The following is a 14,310-nucleotide window of genomic DNA, read 5'->3' as shown; positions in this document are numbered from 1 at the left end:
CGGAGCACCTTTCACGTGAGCGAACCGTCACGCCGCCGATCCCCGTCCGCCGCCCGCCCGGGCCGCGCGCAGGGCGGGCCGCCGCAAGGCGGCCGGCCGTACCGCAAGCCGCAGCGCGACCCCGTGCGCATCCTGGCCTTCGAGGCACTGCGGGCCGTCGACGAGCGGGACGCGTACGCCAACCTCGTCCTGCCCTCGCTGCTGCGCGAGGCCGAGGCCGAGGCGGTCCGCAAGGGCAGGGAGTTCGACCGGCGGGACGCCGCGCTGGCCACCGAACTGGTCTACGGAACGCTGCGCCGCCGGGGCACCTACGACGCCGTGATCGCGGCCTGCGTGGACCGCCCGCTGCGCGAGGTGGACCCGCCGGTGCTGGACGTGCTCTCCCTCGGTGCCCACCAGCTGCTGGGCACGCGCATCCCGACGCACGCCGCCGTCTCCGCCACCGTGGAGCTGGCCAGGGTCGTGCTGGGCGACGGACGGTCGAAGTTCGTCAATGCCGTCCTGCGCCGCATCGCCGCGCAGGACCTGGACGCGTGGCTGGACGAGGTCGCCCCGCCCTACGACGAGGACCCGGAGGACCACCTCGCCGTCGTCCACTCCCACCCGCGGTGGATCGTCTCCGCCCTGTGGGACGCCCTCGGCGGCGGCCGCGCCGGCATGGAGGAACTGCTCGCGGCCGACAACGAGCGCCCCGAGGTCACGCTGGTCGCCCGGCCGGGCCGCGTCACGCCGCAGGAGCTGGCCGACGCGCTGCCGCCGGAGGCCACCGAGCCCGGCCGCTGGTCGCCGTACGCCGTGCGTCTCGCCGAGGGCGGCGACCCGGCGGCCGTCGAGGCGGTGCGCGAGGGCCGGGCCGGCGTGCAGGACGAGGGCAGCCAGCTCGTCGCCGCCGCCCTGGCCGCGGCGCCGCTCGGCGACGGCCCGGACCGGGTGTGGCTGGACGGCTGCGCGGGTCCCGGCGGCAAGGCGGCGCTGCTCGCGGCGCTCGCGGCGCAGCGCGGGGCGGCCCTGGTGGCCTCGGAGAAGCAGCCGCACCGCGCACGCCTCGTCGCGCGCACGCTGGCCGGCAACCCGGGTCCTTACGAGGTCATCGTCGCCGACGGCACCCGACCCGCGTGGCGGGCGGGCTCCTTCGACCGTGTCCTGGTCGACGTGCCCTGCACGGGCCTCGGGGCCCTGCGCCGCAGGCCCGAGGCCCGCTGGCGGCGCCGTGCCGAGGACCTGGCGGGGTTCGCGCCGCTGCAGCGCGGGCTGCTGGAATCGGCGCTGCGCGCGGTGCGCGTCGGCGGCGTGGTCGGCTACGCCACCTGCTCGCCGCACCCGGCGGAGACCCGGGCGGTCGTCGAGGACGTGCTGGGCGCCTCCGGCGCCGTCGCCGTCGAGTGGGTCGACGCCCGGCCGCTGATGCCCGGCGTGGCGGACCTCGGGGACGGTCCCGACGTCCAGCTGTGGCCGCATCTGCACGGCACGGACGCGATGTACCTCGCGCTGCTGCGACGCACCGGCTGAGCACGGGGAACGTGCCTGGCGGGTGCTCCGCTCCTAGACTGGGGCTGGCCGAAATGTCCTTGATGAGAGAGTTGGGCACCATGTCCAAGCGAGGAAACAAGAGGCGCGCCCGGAAGAAGAAGGGCGCCAACCACGGCAAGCGTCCCAACACGTGAGGCCCGGGCGCATCGCCGCCCGGCCGACCGGGGACGTCCTGTCCCGTCCGTGACCGCCCGCATCCCTGCGCGGGCGGTCACTGCCGTTCCGGGCCCGGCGCGGCCCACCCGCGGCTCGAACTGCCGCTCGTGCCAGGCGTGTTGGTTCCAGGACGGCTGCGGCAGGCGCGAGGGCGCACGCTGCCGGACGGGCCCCGGGTTTTCCCGAGGCACCGTGCCCGGATGCGCGGCCGGCGGGTCCGCACCGCCATACTGGGGGCATGGCCGTGCAGATCAACCCCAGCATCCTCTCCGCCGACTTCGCCCGGCTCGCCGACGAAGCCCGCGCGGTCGAGGGAGCCGACTGGCTCCATGTCGACGTGATGGACAATCACTTCGTCCCCAACCTCACGCTCGGTGTGCCGGTCGTCGAGTCACTGCGCAAGGCGACCGAGACCCCGCTCGACTGCCACCTGATGATCGAGGACCCGGACCGCTGGGCGCCGGCCTACGTCGAGGCGGGCGCCGGCTCCGTCACCTTCCACGTCGAGGCCGCCGCCGCCCCCGTGCGCCTCGCCCGTGAGATCCGCGCCATGGGCGCCCGGGCGTCGATGGCGCTCAAGCCGGCCACCCCGGTCGAGCCCTACGAGGACCTGCTGCCCGAGCTCGACATGCTGCTGATCATGACGGTGGAGCCGGGCTTCGGCGGCCAGGCCTTCCTCGACATCATGCTCCCCAAGATCCGCCGGGCCCGGCAGCTGATCGAGCGGCACGGCCTGGAGCTGTGGCTCCAGGTGGACGGCGGCGTCTCCGCGTCCACGATCGAGCGCTGCGCCGAGGCCGGCGCCGACGTCTTCGTCGCCGGTTCCGCGGTCTACGGCGCGGAGGATCCCGCCGAGGCCGTACGCGCGCTGCGCAAGCAGGCCGCGGCCGCCTGCGCCCACTGACCACTCCTTGGGCGGCGTGCTCCGGTACCCGGTAGTACGTGCGAGGATGAGCGCGGAGCCGATCAGATGGGCAACTGGGGAGAGAACGTGACCACAGGCCGCACAGGGGTGCGCATGGGCCCCGGCGAGATGGTCCAGGCCGCGGCGATGGCACGCCGCTTCTACTTGGAGGGGAAGTCCAAGATCCAGATCGCCGAGGAGTTCGGTGTGAGCCGCTTCAAGGTGGCCCGGGTCCTGGAGACGGCCCTCGAACGCGATCTGGTGCGCATCGAGATCAGGGTCCCCGCCGAGCTCGACGCCGAACGCTCCGACGCCCTGCGCGCCCGCTACGGCCTGCGGCACGCGGTCGTCGTCGAATCCCCCGCCGACGAGACGGACGGCCCCGACCCGGAGAACCTGGGCGCGGTCGCCGCGCAGCTGCTCGGTGAACTGGTCAGCGAGGGCGACGTGCTCGGCCTCGCCTGGGGCCGCTCCATCATCACCATGGCCAACGCCCTCGACCGGCTCCCGCCCTGCACGGTCGTCCAGCTGACCGGCGTGTACGACGCGGGCACCGCCGACCGCGGATCGGTCGAGGCGGTGCGCACCGCCGCGGCCGTCTCCGGGGGTGAGGCCCACCCCATGTACGCCCCCATGGTGCTGGCCGACCCGGCCACGGCCGCCGCGCTGCGCGCCCAGAGCGGCATCGCGGCCGCCATGAGCTACTTCGACAAGGTCACCGTCGCGGTCGTCTCCATCGGCTCGTGGGCGGCCGGCATCTCCACGGTGCACGACGCGCTCACCGACGCCGAGCGCGAGCACTACGCGTCCCTGGGTGTGGCCGCCGAGATGTCCTCGCACCTGTTCGACACCGAGGGCCGCCTCGTCGGGCGGGACCTGGGGGAGCGCTGCATCACCATCGAGGCGGACCGGCTGCGCCGCATCCCGGAGGTGCTGGCGATCGCCGGCGGCCGGCGCAAGGCGATCGCGGTGGACGCGGTCCTCCGCTCCGGTCTGGTCACCAGCATCGTCACCGACACGTCGGCGGCCGACTACCTGCTGGAGTCGACCGAGCCCATGCCCCGCCCGGCGCTGGACCGCGCCGACCCCGCCGGGCTGTAGGCGCGCCGCGCTTCACGCCCCCGGCATACCCTCGGGCGCGTCGGCCAGGCGGTCGAGCCATTCGGTCAGCAGGGCGCGTTCACCCGCCGTCAGCGCGGAGCTCCCCGGATCGCGCAGCGCCTCGCGCAGCGCGCCGGCCCGGGCGGCCACGGTCGCGGGCCCCGCGGCCGGGCTCCCCTCGTCCCCGTCCGTCGTGATCGCCCGCATCACGCTGTCGCGGGCGAGTGCCGACAGACCCTGGTCGCGCTCCTCCGGGGGGTCGGCCAGCAGTGTGAAGACGACCCCGACCCCGTTGGCGTGCATGAGGCGGGTCGCCCGTTCCACACTCATGCGCAGCCGCCCGGCGGACGCGACCCGGGCGATCCGGTCGCGCAGCAGCTCCACGGAGCGGGCGGCGGAGCCCGTCGCGGCGCGGGCGTCCCCGTAGATCAGCCGGTAGTACGCCGGCATCGACAGTCCGAACTCGACGTGCAGATCCCAGGAGCGCCGCAGGTCGGCGACGGGATCGCCGGTCCTGGCGAGCGCCTGCTTGTCCGCCAGGTATCCCTGGAAGCCGTACTCGGCGACCGCGTCGAGCAGGCCCTCCTTGTCCCCGAACACCCGGTAGAGCGTGGGCGCCTGGACCCCGGCCGCCGCGCTCACGGCGCGGGTCGACACCGCGTCCCGGCCCCCCTGGGACAGCAGGTCCGCGGCGGCCAGCAGGAGCCGTTCCCGCGTTCCTGGCGTCGATGCCTGTGCTGTCGCCTCTCCCATGGTTTCAATGCTATCGAACCTATTTTAGCGTCGATAACGTAACAGTGTTACCTTTCAGATGATATCGGCGGAAATGTCAAAGAAAGGTGGCATCCGTCATGTGATCGGCAACCGGGACCTACGACGTTGTCGTGGTGGGCGGTGGCACCGGATCGCCCGCGCGATCGGCCGGTCCCCGGTCATGTCCGCGTGGCACGGGACGGAGGTGCTGGCCGGCCCCGGCGTCGAGGACGACGCGGCGCTGCGGGCGTACGTCCACCGGACCCTGGCCTCGTACGCCCACCCCGTCGGCACCTGCCGGATGGGGGACGGATCCGGGGCGGTCGTCGGCGGCGACCTGCGGGTGCACGGCATCGACGGGCTGCGGGTGGCCGACGCCTCCGTCATCCCGGCCATCCCGTCCGCCAACACCAACGCGACCGTCTGCGCCATCGCCGAGCGCGCGGCGGAACTGCTCGCGGCCTGACGGCCGGCGGCCGGGCCGAGCACCCCGGGGCGCCCGCGAAGGAGGCAGACGGAGCGTGCTGAACCCGTGCGGGGAGCGGCGGATCCCCGCCGGTGCCGCGGTCGGCACGGTGGTCCCACGGTGCCCGCCGTCCCCACGCATGTGGAGGAACCTCCAAAGGAACCTCCTGAGCACCGGACTTTCGTCCGTGGCCGTTGCCGCCCCTGCCGTGCAAAAATCAAGTACGTGCGTTTCCTCAATGATGCAAAGCCTCCGTACGATCTGACGTACGACGACGTGTTCATGGTCCCCAGCCGTTCCGCGGTGGGTTCGCGCCAGGGCGTCGACCTCTCAGCCCCCGACGGCACCGGCACCACCATCCCCCTGGTGGTCGCCAACATGACCGCGATCGCCGGCCGGCGTATGGCCGAGACCGTCGCCCGCCGGGGAGGCCTGGTCGTCATCCCGCAGGACATCCCGATCGACGTGGTCACCGAGGTGATCGGCTGGGTCAAGCAACGTCACCTCGTGCTCGACACGCCGATCTCCCTGGGAGGGCACGCCACCGTCGCCGACGCGCTGGCCCTGCTGCCCAAGCGGGCGCACGGTGCCGCCGTCGTCGTGGAGGACGGCCGCCCGGTCGGCGTGGTCACCGAGCACGACCTGACCGGCGTGGACCGCTTCACCCAGGTGTCCGTGGTCATGTCCAAGGACCTTCTGCTGCTGCCCGCGGACATCGACCCGCGCGAGGCCTTCAACCGTCTGGAGGAGGCCAACCGCAAGCTGGCCCCCGCCGTCGGCGCGGACGGCAGGCTCGCCGGCGTCATCACCCGCAAGGGCGCCCTGCGCGCCACCCTCTACACGCCCGCCACCGACGCGCGGGGCAGGCTGCGCATCGCCGCGGCCGTCGGCATCAACGGGGACGTGGCGGGCAAGGCCAAGCTGCTGCTCGACGCGGGCGCCGACACTCTCGTCGTGGACACCGCTCACGGCCACCAGGAGACGATGCTCCAGGCCGTCAGGGCCGTCCGCGCGCTGGACCCGCAGGTGCCGGTCGTGGCCGGCAACGTGGTCTCCGCCGAGGGTGTGCGCGACCTGATCGAGGCCGGCGCCGACATCATCAAGGTGGGTGTGGGGCCCGGCGCGATGTGCACCACGCGCATGATGACCGGCGTGGGCCGCCCGCAGTTCTCCGCGGTGATGGAGTGCGCCGCCGAGGCCGCGAAGCACGGCAAGCACGTCTGGGCCGACGGCGGAGTGCGCCACCCGCGCGACGTGGCGATGGCGCTGGCCGCCGGCGCGTCCAACGTCATGGTCGGCTCCTGGTTCGCGGGCACCTACGAGTCGCCCGGCGACCTTCAGCAGACCGCCGACGGGCGGGTCTACAAGGAGAGCTTCGGCATGGCCTCGGCCCGCGCCGTGGCCAACCGCACCAGCGAGGACTCCGCGTACGACCGGGCCCGCAAGGCGCTGTTCGAGGAGGGCATCTCCACCTCCCGGATGTTCCTCGACCCGGCCCGTCCCGGTGTCGAGGACCTGATCGACTCGATCATCGCGGGCGTCCGCAGCTCCTGCACCTACGCGGGCGCCGCCAGCCTCGCGGAGTTCGCCGAGAAGGCCGTCGTCGGCATCCAGAGCGCGGCCGGCTACGCCGAGGGCAAGCCCCTGCACGCCAGCTGGCAGTGACCGACTCCGTGCCCCCGGCTCCCCGTTCGCCCCGGCGTGCGGGGAGCGGGGGGCCGGTGAAGCCGTGGTCGTGCGGACAGGTCCCGCCCGATTCGGGACGATCACCTGGTAGGTCTTCGCGGGGTGGACGGCGATCGGGCTCGTAGTCTGTTGCGGTGCGGCATGCGCCGTTCCCAGCCCGCCCGCGAAGAGAAGTGATCCACCCCCCGTGCGCCTGAACGATCTCGACGAACGCATCGTCCACGCCCTCGCCGAGGACGCCCGCCGCTCGTACGCCGACATCGGCACGGTGGTCGGCCTCTCCGCCCCGGCCGTCAAGCGCCGGGTCGACCGCCTGCTGGCGGCGGGCGCCATCACGGGGTTCACCGTCCGGGTCGAGCCCTCGGCGCTGGGCTGGGAGACCGAGGCCTTCGTCGAGCTCTACTGCCGCCACAACACCTCGCCGGAGGACATCCGCCGCGGCCTGTCGCGGTACCCGGAGGTGGCCTCCGCCTCGACCGTCACCGGCGAGGCGGACGCCGTCGTCCAGATCTACGCCTCCGACGTGCGGCACTTCGAACGCGTCCTGGAGCGGATCGCGGGCGAGCCCTTCGTGGAGCGCACCAAGTCGGTCCTGGTCCTCTCACCGCTCCTGCGGCGCTACACCTCGGGCTCGCCGGCGTAGCTCGCACACCCGTACGCAACGAATCGCCGCGAGGGCGCCCAAGCACGCAACGAATCGACGGTCGGTGCGCAATGGACGCGTCTTGTCGCCGCGGTGGGCGGAATCGTACGGTCGAGACAGACCCCGAACCGGCATCCCACCAGGCGAAAGAGGCTCCATGGCGCCGCTGCGCACCGCGCTGTACCAAGGCCCGAGCGGCGTCCCCTCGTCCGTCGACGACAGCGTGGCCGCGCTCGCCGCGGCCGCGCGCCGGGCCGCCGCGGCGGGGGCGCGGCTGCTCGTCACCTCCGAGATGTTCGCGACCGGCTACGCCCTCGGTGACGCGGTCCCGTCCCTCGCCGAGACGGCCGACGGGCCCACGGCCGGCCGCGTCGCGCGCATCGCCGCCGAGCACGGCCTGGGCATCGTCTACGGATACCCCGAGCGCGACGGCGACGACGTCTTCAACGCCGCCCAGCTGATCGGCCCGGACGGCGAACGCCTCGCCAACTACCGCAAGACCCATCTCTTCGGCGACTTCGAGCGCACCTGGTTCACCCCAGGCGACGAGGCCGTCGTCCAGGCCGACCTCGACGGCACCCGGATCGGCATCCTGATCTGCTACGACGTCGAGTTCCCGGAGACCGTGCGGGCGCACGCCCTGGCCGGCACCGAACTGCTCGCCGTGCCGACCGCCCTCATGCGGCCGTACGAGTTCGTCCCGCAGACCCTCGTGCCGGCCCGCGCCTACGAGAGCCAGCTGCACGTGGCCTACGCCAACCGCTGCGGGCCCGAGGGCGAGTTCGACTTCGCCGGGCTCAGCTGCCTCGCCGGCCCCGACGGCGCGGTCCGCGCCCGGGCCGGCACCGGGGAGGAACTGGTCGTCGCCGACGCCGACCCCGCCGTCCTGCGCGCCGTCCGCGAGGAGACGCCCTACCTCGCCGACCGCCGCCCCGAGCTCTACCGCTCGCTGGGCTGAACCCCACCCCACACCCCTTTCGCCCCCGCCCCGCCCCCGTTCCACTGCCAGGAGAGTCACCCCATGACGTCCACGGTGCCCACCGCGGTCCACGACGAGCAGCACCCCGAGGTGCCGTCCGCCCCGCCCATCACCATGTTCGGCCCCGACTTCCCCTTCGCGTACGACGACTTCCTGGCCGACCCGGCGGGTCTCGGCTCCATACCGGCGACCGCCCACGGCACCGAGGTCGCGGTCATCGGCGGCGGCCTGTCCGGCATCGTCGCCGCGTACGAACTGATGAAGATGGGCCTCAAGCCCGTCGTCTACGAGGCCGACCGGATCGGCGGCCGGCTGCGCACCGTCGGCTTCGAGGGCTGCGACGAGAGCCTGACCGCGGAGATGGGCGCGATGCGCTTCCCGCCGTCGTCCACGGCGCTGCAGCACTACATCGACCTGGTGGGCCTGGAGACCACGCCCTTCCCCAACCCGCTCGCCCCCGAGACCCCGTCGACCGTCGTCGACCTCAAGGGCGAGTCGCACTACGCCGAGACCGTCGACGACCTGCCGCAGGTCTACCGCGACGTCGCGCACGCCTGGAACACCTGCCTGGAGGAGGGCGCGGACTTCGGCGACATGAACCGCGCCATGCGCGAGCGCGACGTCCCGCGCATCCGCGAGATCTGGTCGAAGCTGGTCGAGAAGCTCGACAACCAGACCTTCTACGGCTTCCTGTGCGACTCCGAGGCCTTCACCTCCTTCCGCCACCGCGAGATCTTCGGGCAGGTCGGCTTCGGCACCGGCGGCTGGGACACCGACTTCCCCAACTCCATCCTGGAGATCCTGCGCGTCGTCTACACCGAGGCCGACGACCACCACCGCGGCATCGTCGGCGGCAGCCAGCAGCTCCCGGTGCGGCTGTGGGAGCGCGAGCCCGAGAAGATCGTGCACTGGCCCTACGGCACCTCGCTGAAGTCGCTGCACGACGGCGCCCCGCGTCCGGCCGTGACCCGCCTGCACCGCACCGCCGGCAACCGGATCACGGTCACCGACGCCGGCGGCGCCATCCGCACCTACCAGGCGGCGATCTTCACCGCGCAGAGCTGGATGCTGCTCAGCAAGATCGACTGCGACGACTCGCTCTTCCCGATCGACCACTGGACGGCGATCGAGCGCACGCACTACATGGAGTCCAGCAAGCTGTTCGTCCCCGTGGACCGGCCGTTCTGGCTCGACAAGGACGAGGAAACCGGGCGCGACGTGATGAGCATGACGCTCACCGACCGCATGACCCGCGGCACCTACCTGCTGGACAACGGCCCGGACCAGCCGGCCGTGATCTGCCTGTCGTACACCTGGTGCGACGACAGCCTCAAGTGGCTGCCGCTGAGCGCGTCCGAACGCATGGAGGTCATGCTCAAGTCGCTCCGCGAGATCTACCCGAAGGTCGACATCCGCCGGCACATCATCGGCAACCCGGTGACCGTCTCCTGGGAGAACGAGCCCTACTTCATGGGTGCGTTCAAGGCCAACCTGCCCGGCCACTACCGCTACCAGCGGCGCCTGTTCACCCACTTCATGCAGGACACGCTGCCCGAGGACAAGCGCGGCATCTTCCTCGCCGGCGACGACATCTCCTGGACGGCGGGCTGGGCCGAGGGCGCCGTGCAGACCGCGCTCAACGCCGTGTGGGGCGTCATGCACCAGTTCGGCGGCGCCACCGACGAGACCAACCCGGGCCCCGGCGACCGCTACGACGAGATCGCGCCGGTGATGCTCGACGAGGACTGAGGGGCTGCCCTCAGCGGACGAGCGGGGTCAGCAGGAAGCGCCCGACGAGCCCGACGCCCGCGTCGAGCTTCTCGGTGAACTCCTCGTGCACCTCAGGCAGTCCGCGCAGCGACCACAGCACGCGGGACGCGGCCCACGCCGCGTCCCGCGCGCGGTCCAGGCTCCACGAACCGGCCAGATGCGTCAGCGGATCGGCGAGGTCCAGGAGGTCCGGGCCCGGCATCAGTTCCTCGCGGACCCGCTCCTCGACCGCCGTCAGCAGATCCCCGACCCGGTCGAAGTCCGCCTCCAGCGAGGCGGGCTCGCGCTCCAGCGCCGCGCAGGTGTCCACCACCGACAGCGCGAGATCGTGCCCCACATGGGCGTTGATGCCCGCGAGCGCGAACTGCACCGGGCGCACGCCCGGATGCCCGCGCAGCAGCAGCAACGGCCGCCAGCAGGCCGGCACGGTGCGGCCGTCCTGGCCGCCCTCGACCGCGGTCAGATAGCGGCCGGCGAAGCGGGCGCCCAGCTCGGCGGCGGCCGGGGGATCGCCGAACGCGCCGGCGGCCAGCCGCCGGGCCAGTTCCTCGGTGACCGACAGATAGACGCGGTTGAACACCGCCACGCCGTCGCGGGGCGGCAGCGCCGCGCCCAGCGCCCGCATCCGCGCCACCACCTGCTCCACGCCTGCGGGCACGGCCCGCTGTGCCGTCGTCATGCGGTCAGCGTTGCAGGGGGGTGGGGCGGGGGCGCGGCGCGGCGCGGATGCGGTCCCCGGAACGGGTGCGTTTTTTCCCCGCCCACCCTCCCTCCCCCAACCTTCGGCCGGGGGTGCCCCCAGCCCGGCGAGGTCAGGTGCCCCGGCGCGCGTTTCGTGGGGTGCCGGGTTCGGGGCCTCCGGGCTGGCCATTCTGGACAGCACATTTAGGTGCCTCCGGTGCTCTCCACTGGTCACTCCGGGTCGTGCACCCAAATATGCTCCACAGTCCAGAACGCCCACCCTGCGACCCCGCCCCCTCGGTTTCGTCGTGCGCCTGATCCCCGGTGGGGGGTAGAGGCGGCACCGTGCTCGGGCCATCCGTTGGCGCGGCGCTGTCCAGGTGCCCAGCCGTCACCGTCAACAACACCCCTCCGGGGATCAGGCGCTTGGAACTACGGAGGGGGCGGGGGAGGTGGGGGCACCCCCGGCCGGAGGCTGGGGGAGGGAGGGTGGGTGGGGGAGAAGAACCTACGGGGCAGACCAGTCCGACCGGAGGAGGGCGTACTCGACCTCGCCGTGCTCGGCACCCGGCAGGGGGTCCTCCCACTGCTCGTGAAAGACCCGCACGAAGGAGAGCCCCGCGTTCTCCATGACGCGCCGCGACCGCGCGTTGACGAACATGGTCTCCGCGTACACGCGCCGCGCCCCCAGGTCCGTGAAGGCCTTGGCGACCAGCGCGCGAGCGCCCTCCGTGGCGTAGCCGCGACCCCACGCGGTGCGCCGCAGCCGGTAGCCGAGTTCGAGGTCGTCCGCTGGGCCGCCGTCGCGCGGGGTGAGGGCGAACCAGCCGACGAAGTGCCCGGTGGGACGCTCCTCGGCGGCCCAGACCTGGGAGCGCGCGAAGCGCGGGAGGACGTCGTGCCGGATGACGTCGGCGGGCGTGGGGCGCCCGAGGTAGCGCATGACCTCGGGGTCGCTGTCGAGGCCGATGAGGTGGTCGGCGTCCGCGTCGCTGTCGGTGAAGTGCCGCAGGCGCAGCCGCTCCGTCTCCAGGAAGATCCGCATGCGGGGCAGGCTAGACGCGCGGTGCGGTCGTCGCGACGGGATTGTCGGTGTGTTCGGCCACCGACGTGCCGGCGGCCCGCAGGACGCCCGCTCCGAGGGTGAGCCCGACGGCCAGCAGGGTGACCAGGCCGAAGGAGGCCTGGAGGGAGCTGGCCTGCGCGATGGAGCCGATGGCGGCGGGGGCGACGAGCCCGGAGGTGTACGTGACGGTGGCGACGCCCGCGATGGCCTGGCTCGGGTTGGGCCCGCTGCGCCCGGCCGCGGCGAAGCACAGCGGCACGACGACGGCGATGCCGACGCCGAGGAGGGCGAAGCCGGCGATGGCCGCGACCTGGTTGGCGGCGGTGGCCACCAGGACACCGCCCGCGGTGGCGAGGACGCCGCCGACACGGACCGTGCGGACCGGCCCGAAGCGCCGCACGACGAGGTCGCCCAGGAGCCGGGAGACGGCCATGGTGCAGGCAAAGGCGGTGTAGGAGGCGGCGGCGACGCCCGGCGAGGCGTCGGTGATGTCGCGCAGGTAGACCGCGCTCCAGTCCATGCTGGCGCCCTCGGCGAAGACCGCGCAGAAGCCGATCGCGCCGATGACCAGGGCGGAGCGCGGAGGCAGCGCGAAGCGGGCGGGGGCCTCGTCGTGCTGGGCGGGCCGCAGGTCCAGGACGCCGCCGCAGACGACCAGCCCGATCACGACCAGTACGGCGGCGGTGATCGCGAGGTGGACGCGTGCGTCGAGTTCCGCGTGGGCCGCGGCGACGCCGACGAGGGAGCCGAGCAGCGCGCCGGCGCTCCACATGCCGTGCAGGCCGGACATGATCGACCGGCCGAGGCGTTCCTCGACCTCGACCCCCTGGGCGTTCATGACGACGTCCGCCATGCCCGCCGAGGCCCCGTAGACGAACATCGCCCCGCACAGCCAGGGCAGCCCGGGCGAGAGCGCCGGCAGGGCCAGCGAGGCGCACCACAGGGTGACCAGGACGCGCAGCGCGGCGCGCATGCCGAGGACGTGTGCGATGCGGGCCGCGAGCGGCATGGCCGCGGACGCGCCGAGGGCGGCGAAGACGAGGGCGAAGCCGAGTTGGCCGGCGCTGAGGTCCGCGTGCTCCTGGATCCAGGGGATCCGGGTGGCGAAGCTGCCGGTGACCGCTCCGTGCACGGCGAAAACGGCGGCGACGGCCAGGTGGGCACGTCGCAGCCGCGGCTCGGTCTTCCTCGTCGTGGTCGTCGCCATGGGTGATCCCTCCCAGTGTCCCGCCCCAAGGTTCGTCCCTGTAAATTAACAGGCAGGCTTCCTGAAAGATAGCCGGAATGCAGCCGCTCCCGGCCACCGGGCCGGGGCTTCTGGAAGGATCCCCGTCATGAGTGCCCTCCGCCCGCCCGCAGGCCGTACCGCGTCCCCCCGTACGGCCCGTGCGATCAACGACCGGCTGGCGCTCGAACTGCTGCAGGCGCAGGGCCCGTTGACCGCGTCCCAGCTGAAGGAGCTGACGGGCCTGTCCCGCCCGAGCGTCGCCGACCTCGTCGAACGGCTGCAGGAGTCGGGCCTGGTGACGGTCGTGGGGGAGTCCGGCGCCGACCGCCGCGGCCCCAACGCGCGGTTGTACGGCATCGTGGCCGACCGGGCCCACCTGGCCGCGTTCGACGTGCGCACGCACAGCGTGGCCATCGAGGTCGCCGACCTGCTGGGCGTCACGATCGGCAGCACCGTGCTGCCCGTCGACCCGCTGGGCGACCCCAAGCGGACGGTCTCCCGTTCGGTCGCCCTCCTGGAACGCACCGCGCGGCGCGCGGGGGCGGCGGCGCTGCACACGATCGCGGTCGGTGCCCCGGGCCTGGTCGACCCGGCCACCGGCGAGCTGCGCGCCACCGGTCAGCTGCCGGCCTGGCACTCCGCCCTGGTGGCCGAATTGCGCAGGCGGCTCGATGTGCCGGTGCTGCTGGAGAACGAGGTCAATCTCGCCGCCGTGGCCGAGCAGCGCCTCGGCTCGGTCCGCGACCGGGAGACGTTCGTGCTGCTGTGGCTCGGCCACGGCGTCGGCGCCGCGGTGGTGCTGGGCGGTGTGCTGCGCCGCGGTGCCTCGGGCGGTACCGGCGAGATCGGCTTCCTGCCGGTCCCGGGGACGTTCCAGCTGCCCACGGCGAGCGGGTGCGGGGGCGGGTTCCACTCGCTCGCGGGGAGCGCCGCCGTGTGCGCGCTGGCCCGTGCGCACGGTCTGCCGGTCCCCGGGGACGAGGACGACGCCCTGGCGGCGGAGGCGGTGGTCACGCGGGCGCGGGCGGGCGGCAAGCGGGGCGAGCTGTTTCTCGACGCGCTGGCGGACCGGGTGGCCATAGGGGTGGCGGCGGTGTGCGCCGTGCTCGACCCGGGCTGCGTCGTGCTGGGCGGGGAGGTCGGCCGGGCCGGCGCCGGGGAGCTGGCCACCCGGGTCGCCGAGCGGCTCGCGCGAATGTCCCCGCTGCCGACGGAGGTGCGGGCGGGGACGGTCGCGGGCAGTGCCGTGCTCCGCGGCGCCCTGCTGTCCGCGATGGACGCCGCGCAGGACGCGCTGTTCACGCCGGACGTCTGACGTACGGCCCGACGGCGGGGGAGGCGTTCTTC

14 protein-coding genes are annotated in these 14,310 nt (G+C 73.5%); 10 read left to right on the top strand and 4 right to left on the bottom strand.

Annotation, left to right across the window (positions count from 1 at the left end; translation table 11 throughout):
- Positions 1-15 precede the first annotated feature (15 nt).
- From ACFYXS_RS36315 to ACFYXS_RS36300, 4 genes are all read left to right on the top strand, one after another.
- Complete coding sequence (locus ACFYXS_RS36315; protein WP_389256059.1) at positions 16-1,509, top strand: RsmB/NOP family class I SAM-dependent RNA methyltransferase; 1,494 nt, start codon at positions 16-18, stop codon at positions 1,507-1,509.
- Positions 1,510-1,589: 80 nt separating this feature from the next.
- Positions 1,590-1,664, top strand: coding sequence for a 50S ribosomal protein bL37 (locus ACFYXS_RS36310; RefSeq protein WP_372460710.1), 75 nt, complete (start codon positions 1,590-1,592; stop codon positions 1,662-1,664).
- Positions 1,665-1,924: 260 nt separating this feature from the next.
- Positions 1,925-2,590 (top strand): ribulose-phosphate 3-epimerase, encoded by a 666-nt coding sequence (gene rpe, locus ACFYXS_RS36305; RefSeq protein WP_389256058.1) that lies wholly within the window; start codon positions 1,925-1,927, stop codon positions 2,588-2,590.
- Between the two features lie 66 nt (positions 2,591-2,656).
- Entirely contained in the window at positions 2,657-3,691 is a 1,035-nt protein-coding gene (locus ACFYXS_RS36300) for a sugar-binding transcriptional regulator (protein WP_389256057.1), read from the top strand.
- Positions 3,692-3,703: 12 nt separating this feature from the next.
- On the opposite strand, the gene ACFYXS_RS36295 is transcribed toward ACFYXS_RS36300, so the two are convergent.
- Positions 3,704-4,444 carry a TetR/AcrR family transcriptional regulator gene (locus ACFYXS_RS36295; RefSeq protein WP_389256056.1) on the bottom strand — a complete coding sequence of 247 codons (741 nt, stop codon included), beginning with the start codon at positions 4,442-4,444 and terminating at the stop codon, positions 3,704-3,706.
- A gap of 58 nt (positions 4,445-4,502) precedes the next feature.
- Between ACFYXS_RS36295 and ACFYXS_RS36290 the strand changes: the two genes are divergently transcribed.
- The 5 genes from ACFYXS_RS36290 to ACFYXS_RS36270 all read left to right on the top strand — a co-directional run bounded on the left by ACFYXS_RS36290 (position 4,503) and on the right by ACFYXS_RS36270 (position 9,967).
- Positions 4,503-4,910 carry a GMC oxidoreductase gene (locus ACFYXS_RS36290; protein WP_389256055.1) on the top strand — a complete coding sequence of 136 codons (408 nt, stop codon included), beginning with the start codon at positions 4,503-4,505 and terminating at the stop codon, positions 4,908-4,910.
- A 216-nt stretch (positions 4,911-5,126) separates the two neighbouring features.
- Positions 5,127-6,575: a GuaB1 family IMP dehydrogenase-related protein gene (locus ACFYXS_RS36285; RefSeq protein ID WP_389256139.1), complete on the top strand. Its 1,449-nt coding sequence runs from the start codon at positions 5,127-5,129 to the stop codon at positions 6,573-6,575.
- 208 nt (positions 6,576-6,783) lie between these two features.
- On the top strand, positions 6,784-7,239 hold the full coding sequence (locus tag ACFYXS_RS36280; protein WP_389256054.1) for an Lrp/AsnC family transcriptional regulator: 456 nt from the start codon (positions 6,784-6,786) through the stop codon (positions 7,237-7,239).
- Positions 7,240-7,396: 157 nt separating this feature from the next.
- Positions 7,397-8,197, top strand: coding sequence for a carbon-nitrogen hydrolase family protein (locus tag ACFYXS_RS36275; protein ID WP_389256053.1), 801 nt, complete (start codon positions 7,397-7,399; stop codon positions 8,195-8,197).
- A gap of 63 nt (positions 8,198-8,260) precedes the next feature.
- Complete coding sequence (locus ACFYXS_RS36270; RefSeq protein ID WP_389256052.1) at positions 8,261-9,967, top strand: flavin monoamine oxidase family protein; 1,707 nt, start codon at positions 8,261-8,263, stop codon at positions 9,965-9,967.
- Positions 9,968-9,977: 10 nt separating this feature from the next.
- Here ACFYXS_RS36270 and ACFYXS_RS36265 read toward each other — a convergent pair whose 3' ends face one another.
- The 3 genes from ACFYXS_RS36265 to ACFYXS_RS36255 all read right to left on the bottom strand — a co-directional run bounded on the left by ACFYXS_RS36265 (position 9,978) and on the right by ACFYXS_RS36255 (position 12,942).
- Positions 9,978-10,667, bottom strand: coding sequence for a DUF5995 family protein (locus ACFYXS_RS36265; protein ID WP_389256051.1), 690 nt, complete (start codon positions 10,665-10,667; stop codon positions 9,978-9,980).
- A 510-nt stretch (positions 10,668-11,177) separates the two neighbouring features.
- Positions 11,178-11,714, bottom strand: coding sequence for a GNAT family N-acetyltransferase (locus ACFYXS_RS36260; RefSeq protein WP_389256050.1), 537 nt, complete (start codon positions 11,712-11,714; stop codon positions 11,178-11,180).
- Between the two features lie 10 nt (positions 11,715-11,724).
- Positions 11,725-12,942, bottom strand: a complete 1,218-nt coding sequence (locus ACFYXS_RS36255; protein WP_389256049.1) for an MFS transporter — start codon at positions 12,940-12,942, stop codon at positions 11,725-11,727.
- A 127-nt stretch (positions 12,943-13,069) separates the two neighbouring features.
- On the opposite strand from ACFYXS_RS36255, the gene ACFYXS_RS36250 reads away from it, so the two are divergent.
- Positions 13,070-14,278: an ROK family protein gene (locus tag ACFYXS_RS36250; RefSeq protein WP_389256048.1), complete on the top strand. Its 1,209-nt coding sequence runs from the start codon at positions 13,070-13,072 to the stop codon at positions 14,276-14,278.
- Positions 14,279-14,310 lie beyond the last annotated feature (32 nt).

Origin of the sequence: Streptomyces sp. NPDC002574 (assembly GCF_042889545.1) — a bacterium.
Lineage (GTDB): Bacteria > Actinomycetota > Actinomycetes > Streptomycetales > Streptomycetaceae > Actinacidiphila.
This window is presented reverse-complemented; position numbering and strand designations above follow the sequence as displayed.

Bases quoted from the DNA above. Each gene is read 5' to 3' on its own strand.
- ACFYXS_RS36300 (WP_389256057.1), top strand. From the start codon at position 2,657: ATGGGCAACTGGGGAGAGAACGTGACCACAGGCCGCACAGGGGTGCGC.
- ACFYXS_RS36275 (WP_389256053.1), top strand. From the start codon at position 7,397: ATGGCGCCGCTGCGCACCGCGCTGTACCAAGGCCCGAGCGGCGTCCCC.
- ACFYXS_RS36250 (WP_389256048.1), top strand. From the start codon at position 13,070: ATGAGTGCCCTCCGCCCGCCCGCAGGCCGTACCGCGTCCCCCCGTACG.
- ACFYXS_RS36290 (WP_389256055.1), top strand. From the start codon at position 4,503: ATGATATCGGCGGAAATGTCAAAGAAAGGTGGCATCCGTCATGTGATC.
- ACFYXS_RS36270 (WP_389256052.1), top strand. From the start codon at position 8,261: ATGACGTCCACGGTGCCCACCGCGGTCCACGACGAGCAGCACCCCGAG.
- ACFYXS_RS36295 (WP_389256056.1), bottom strand. From the start codon at position 4,444: ATGGGAGAGGCGACAGCACAGGCATCGACGCCAGGAACGCGGGAACGG.
- ACFYXS_RS36255 (WP_389256049.1), bottom strand. From the start codon at position 12,942: ATGGCGACGACCACGACGAGGAAGACCGAGCCGCGGCTGCGACGTGCC.
- ACFYXS_RS36265 (WP_389256051.1), bottom strand. From the start codon at position 10,667: ATGACGACGGCACAGCGGGCCGTGCCCGCAGGCGTGGAGCAGGTGGTG.
- ACFYXS_RS36260 (WP_389256050.1), bottom strand. From the start codon at position 11,714: ATGCGGATCTTCCTGGAGACGGAGCGGCTGCGCCTGCGGCACTTCACC.
- rpe (WP_389256058.1), top strand. From the start codon at position 1,925: ATGGCCGTGCAGATCAACCCCAGCATCCTCTCCGCCGACTTCGCCCGG.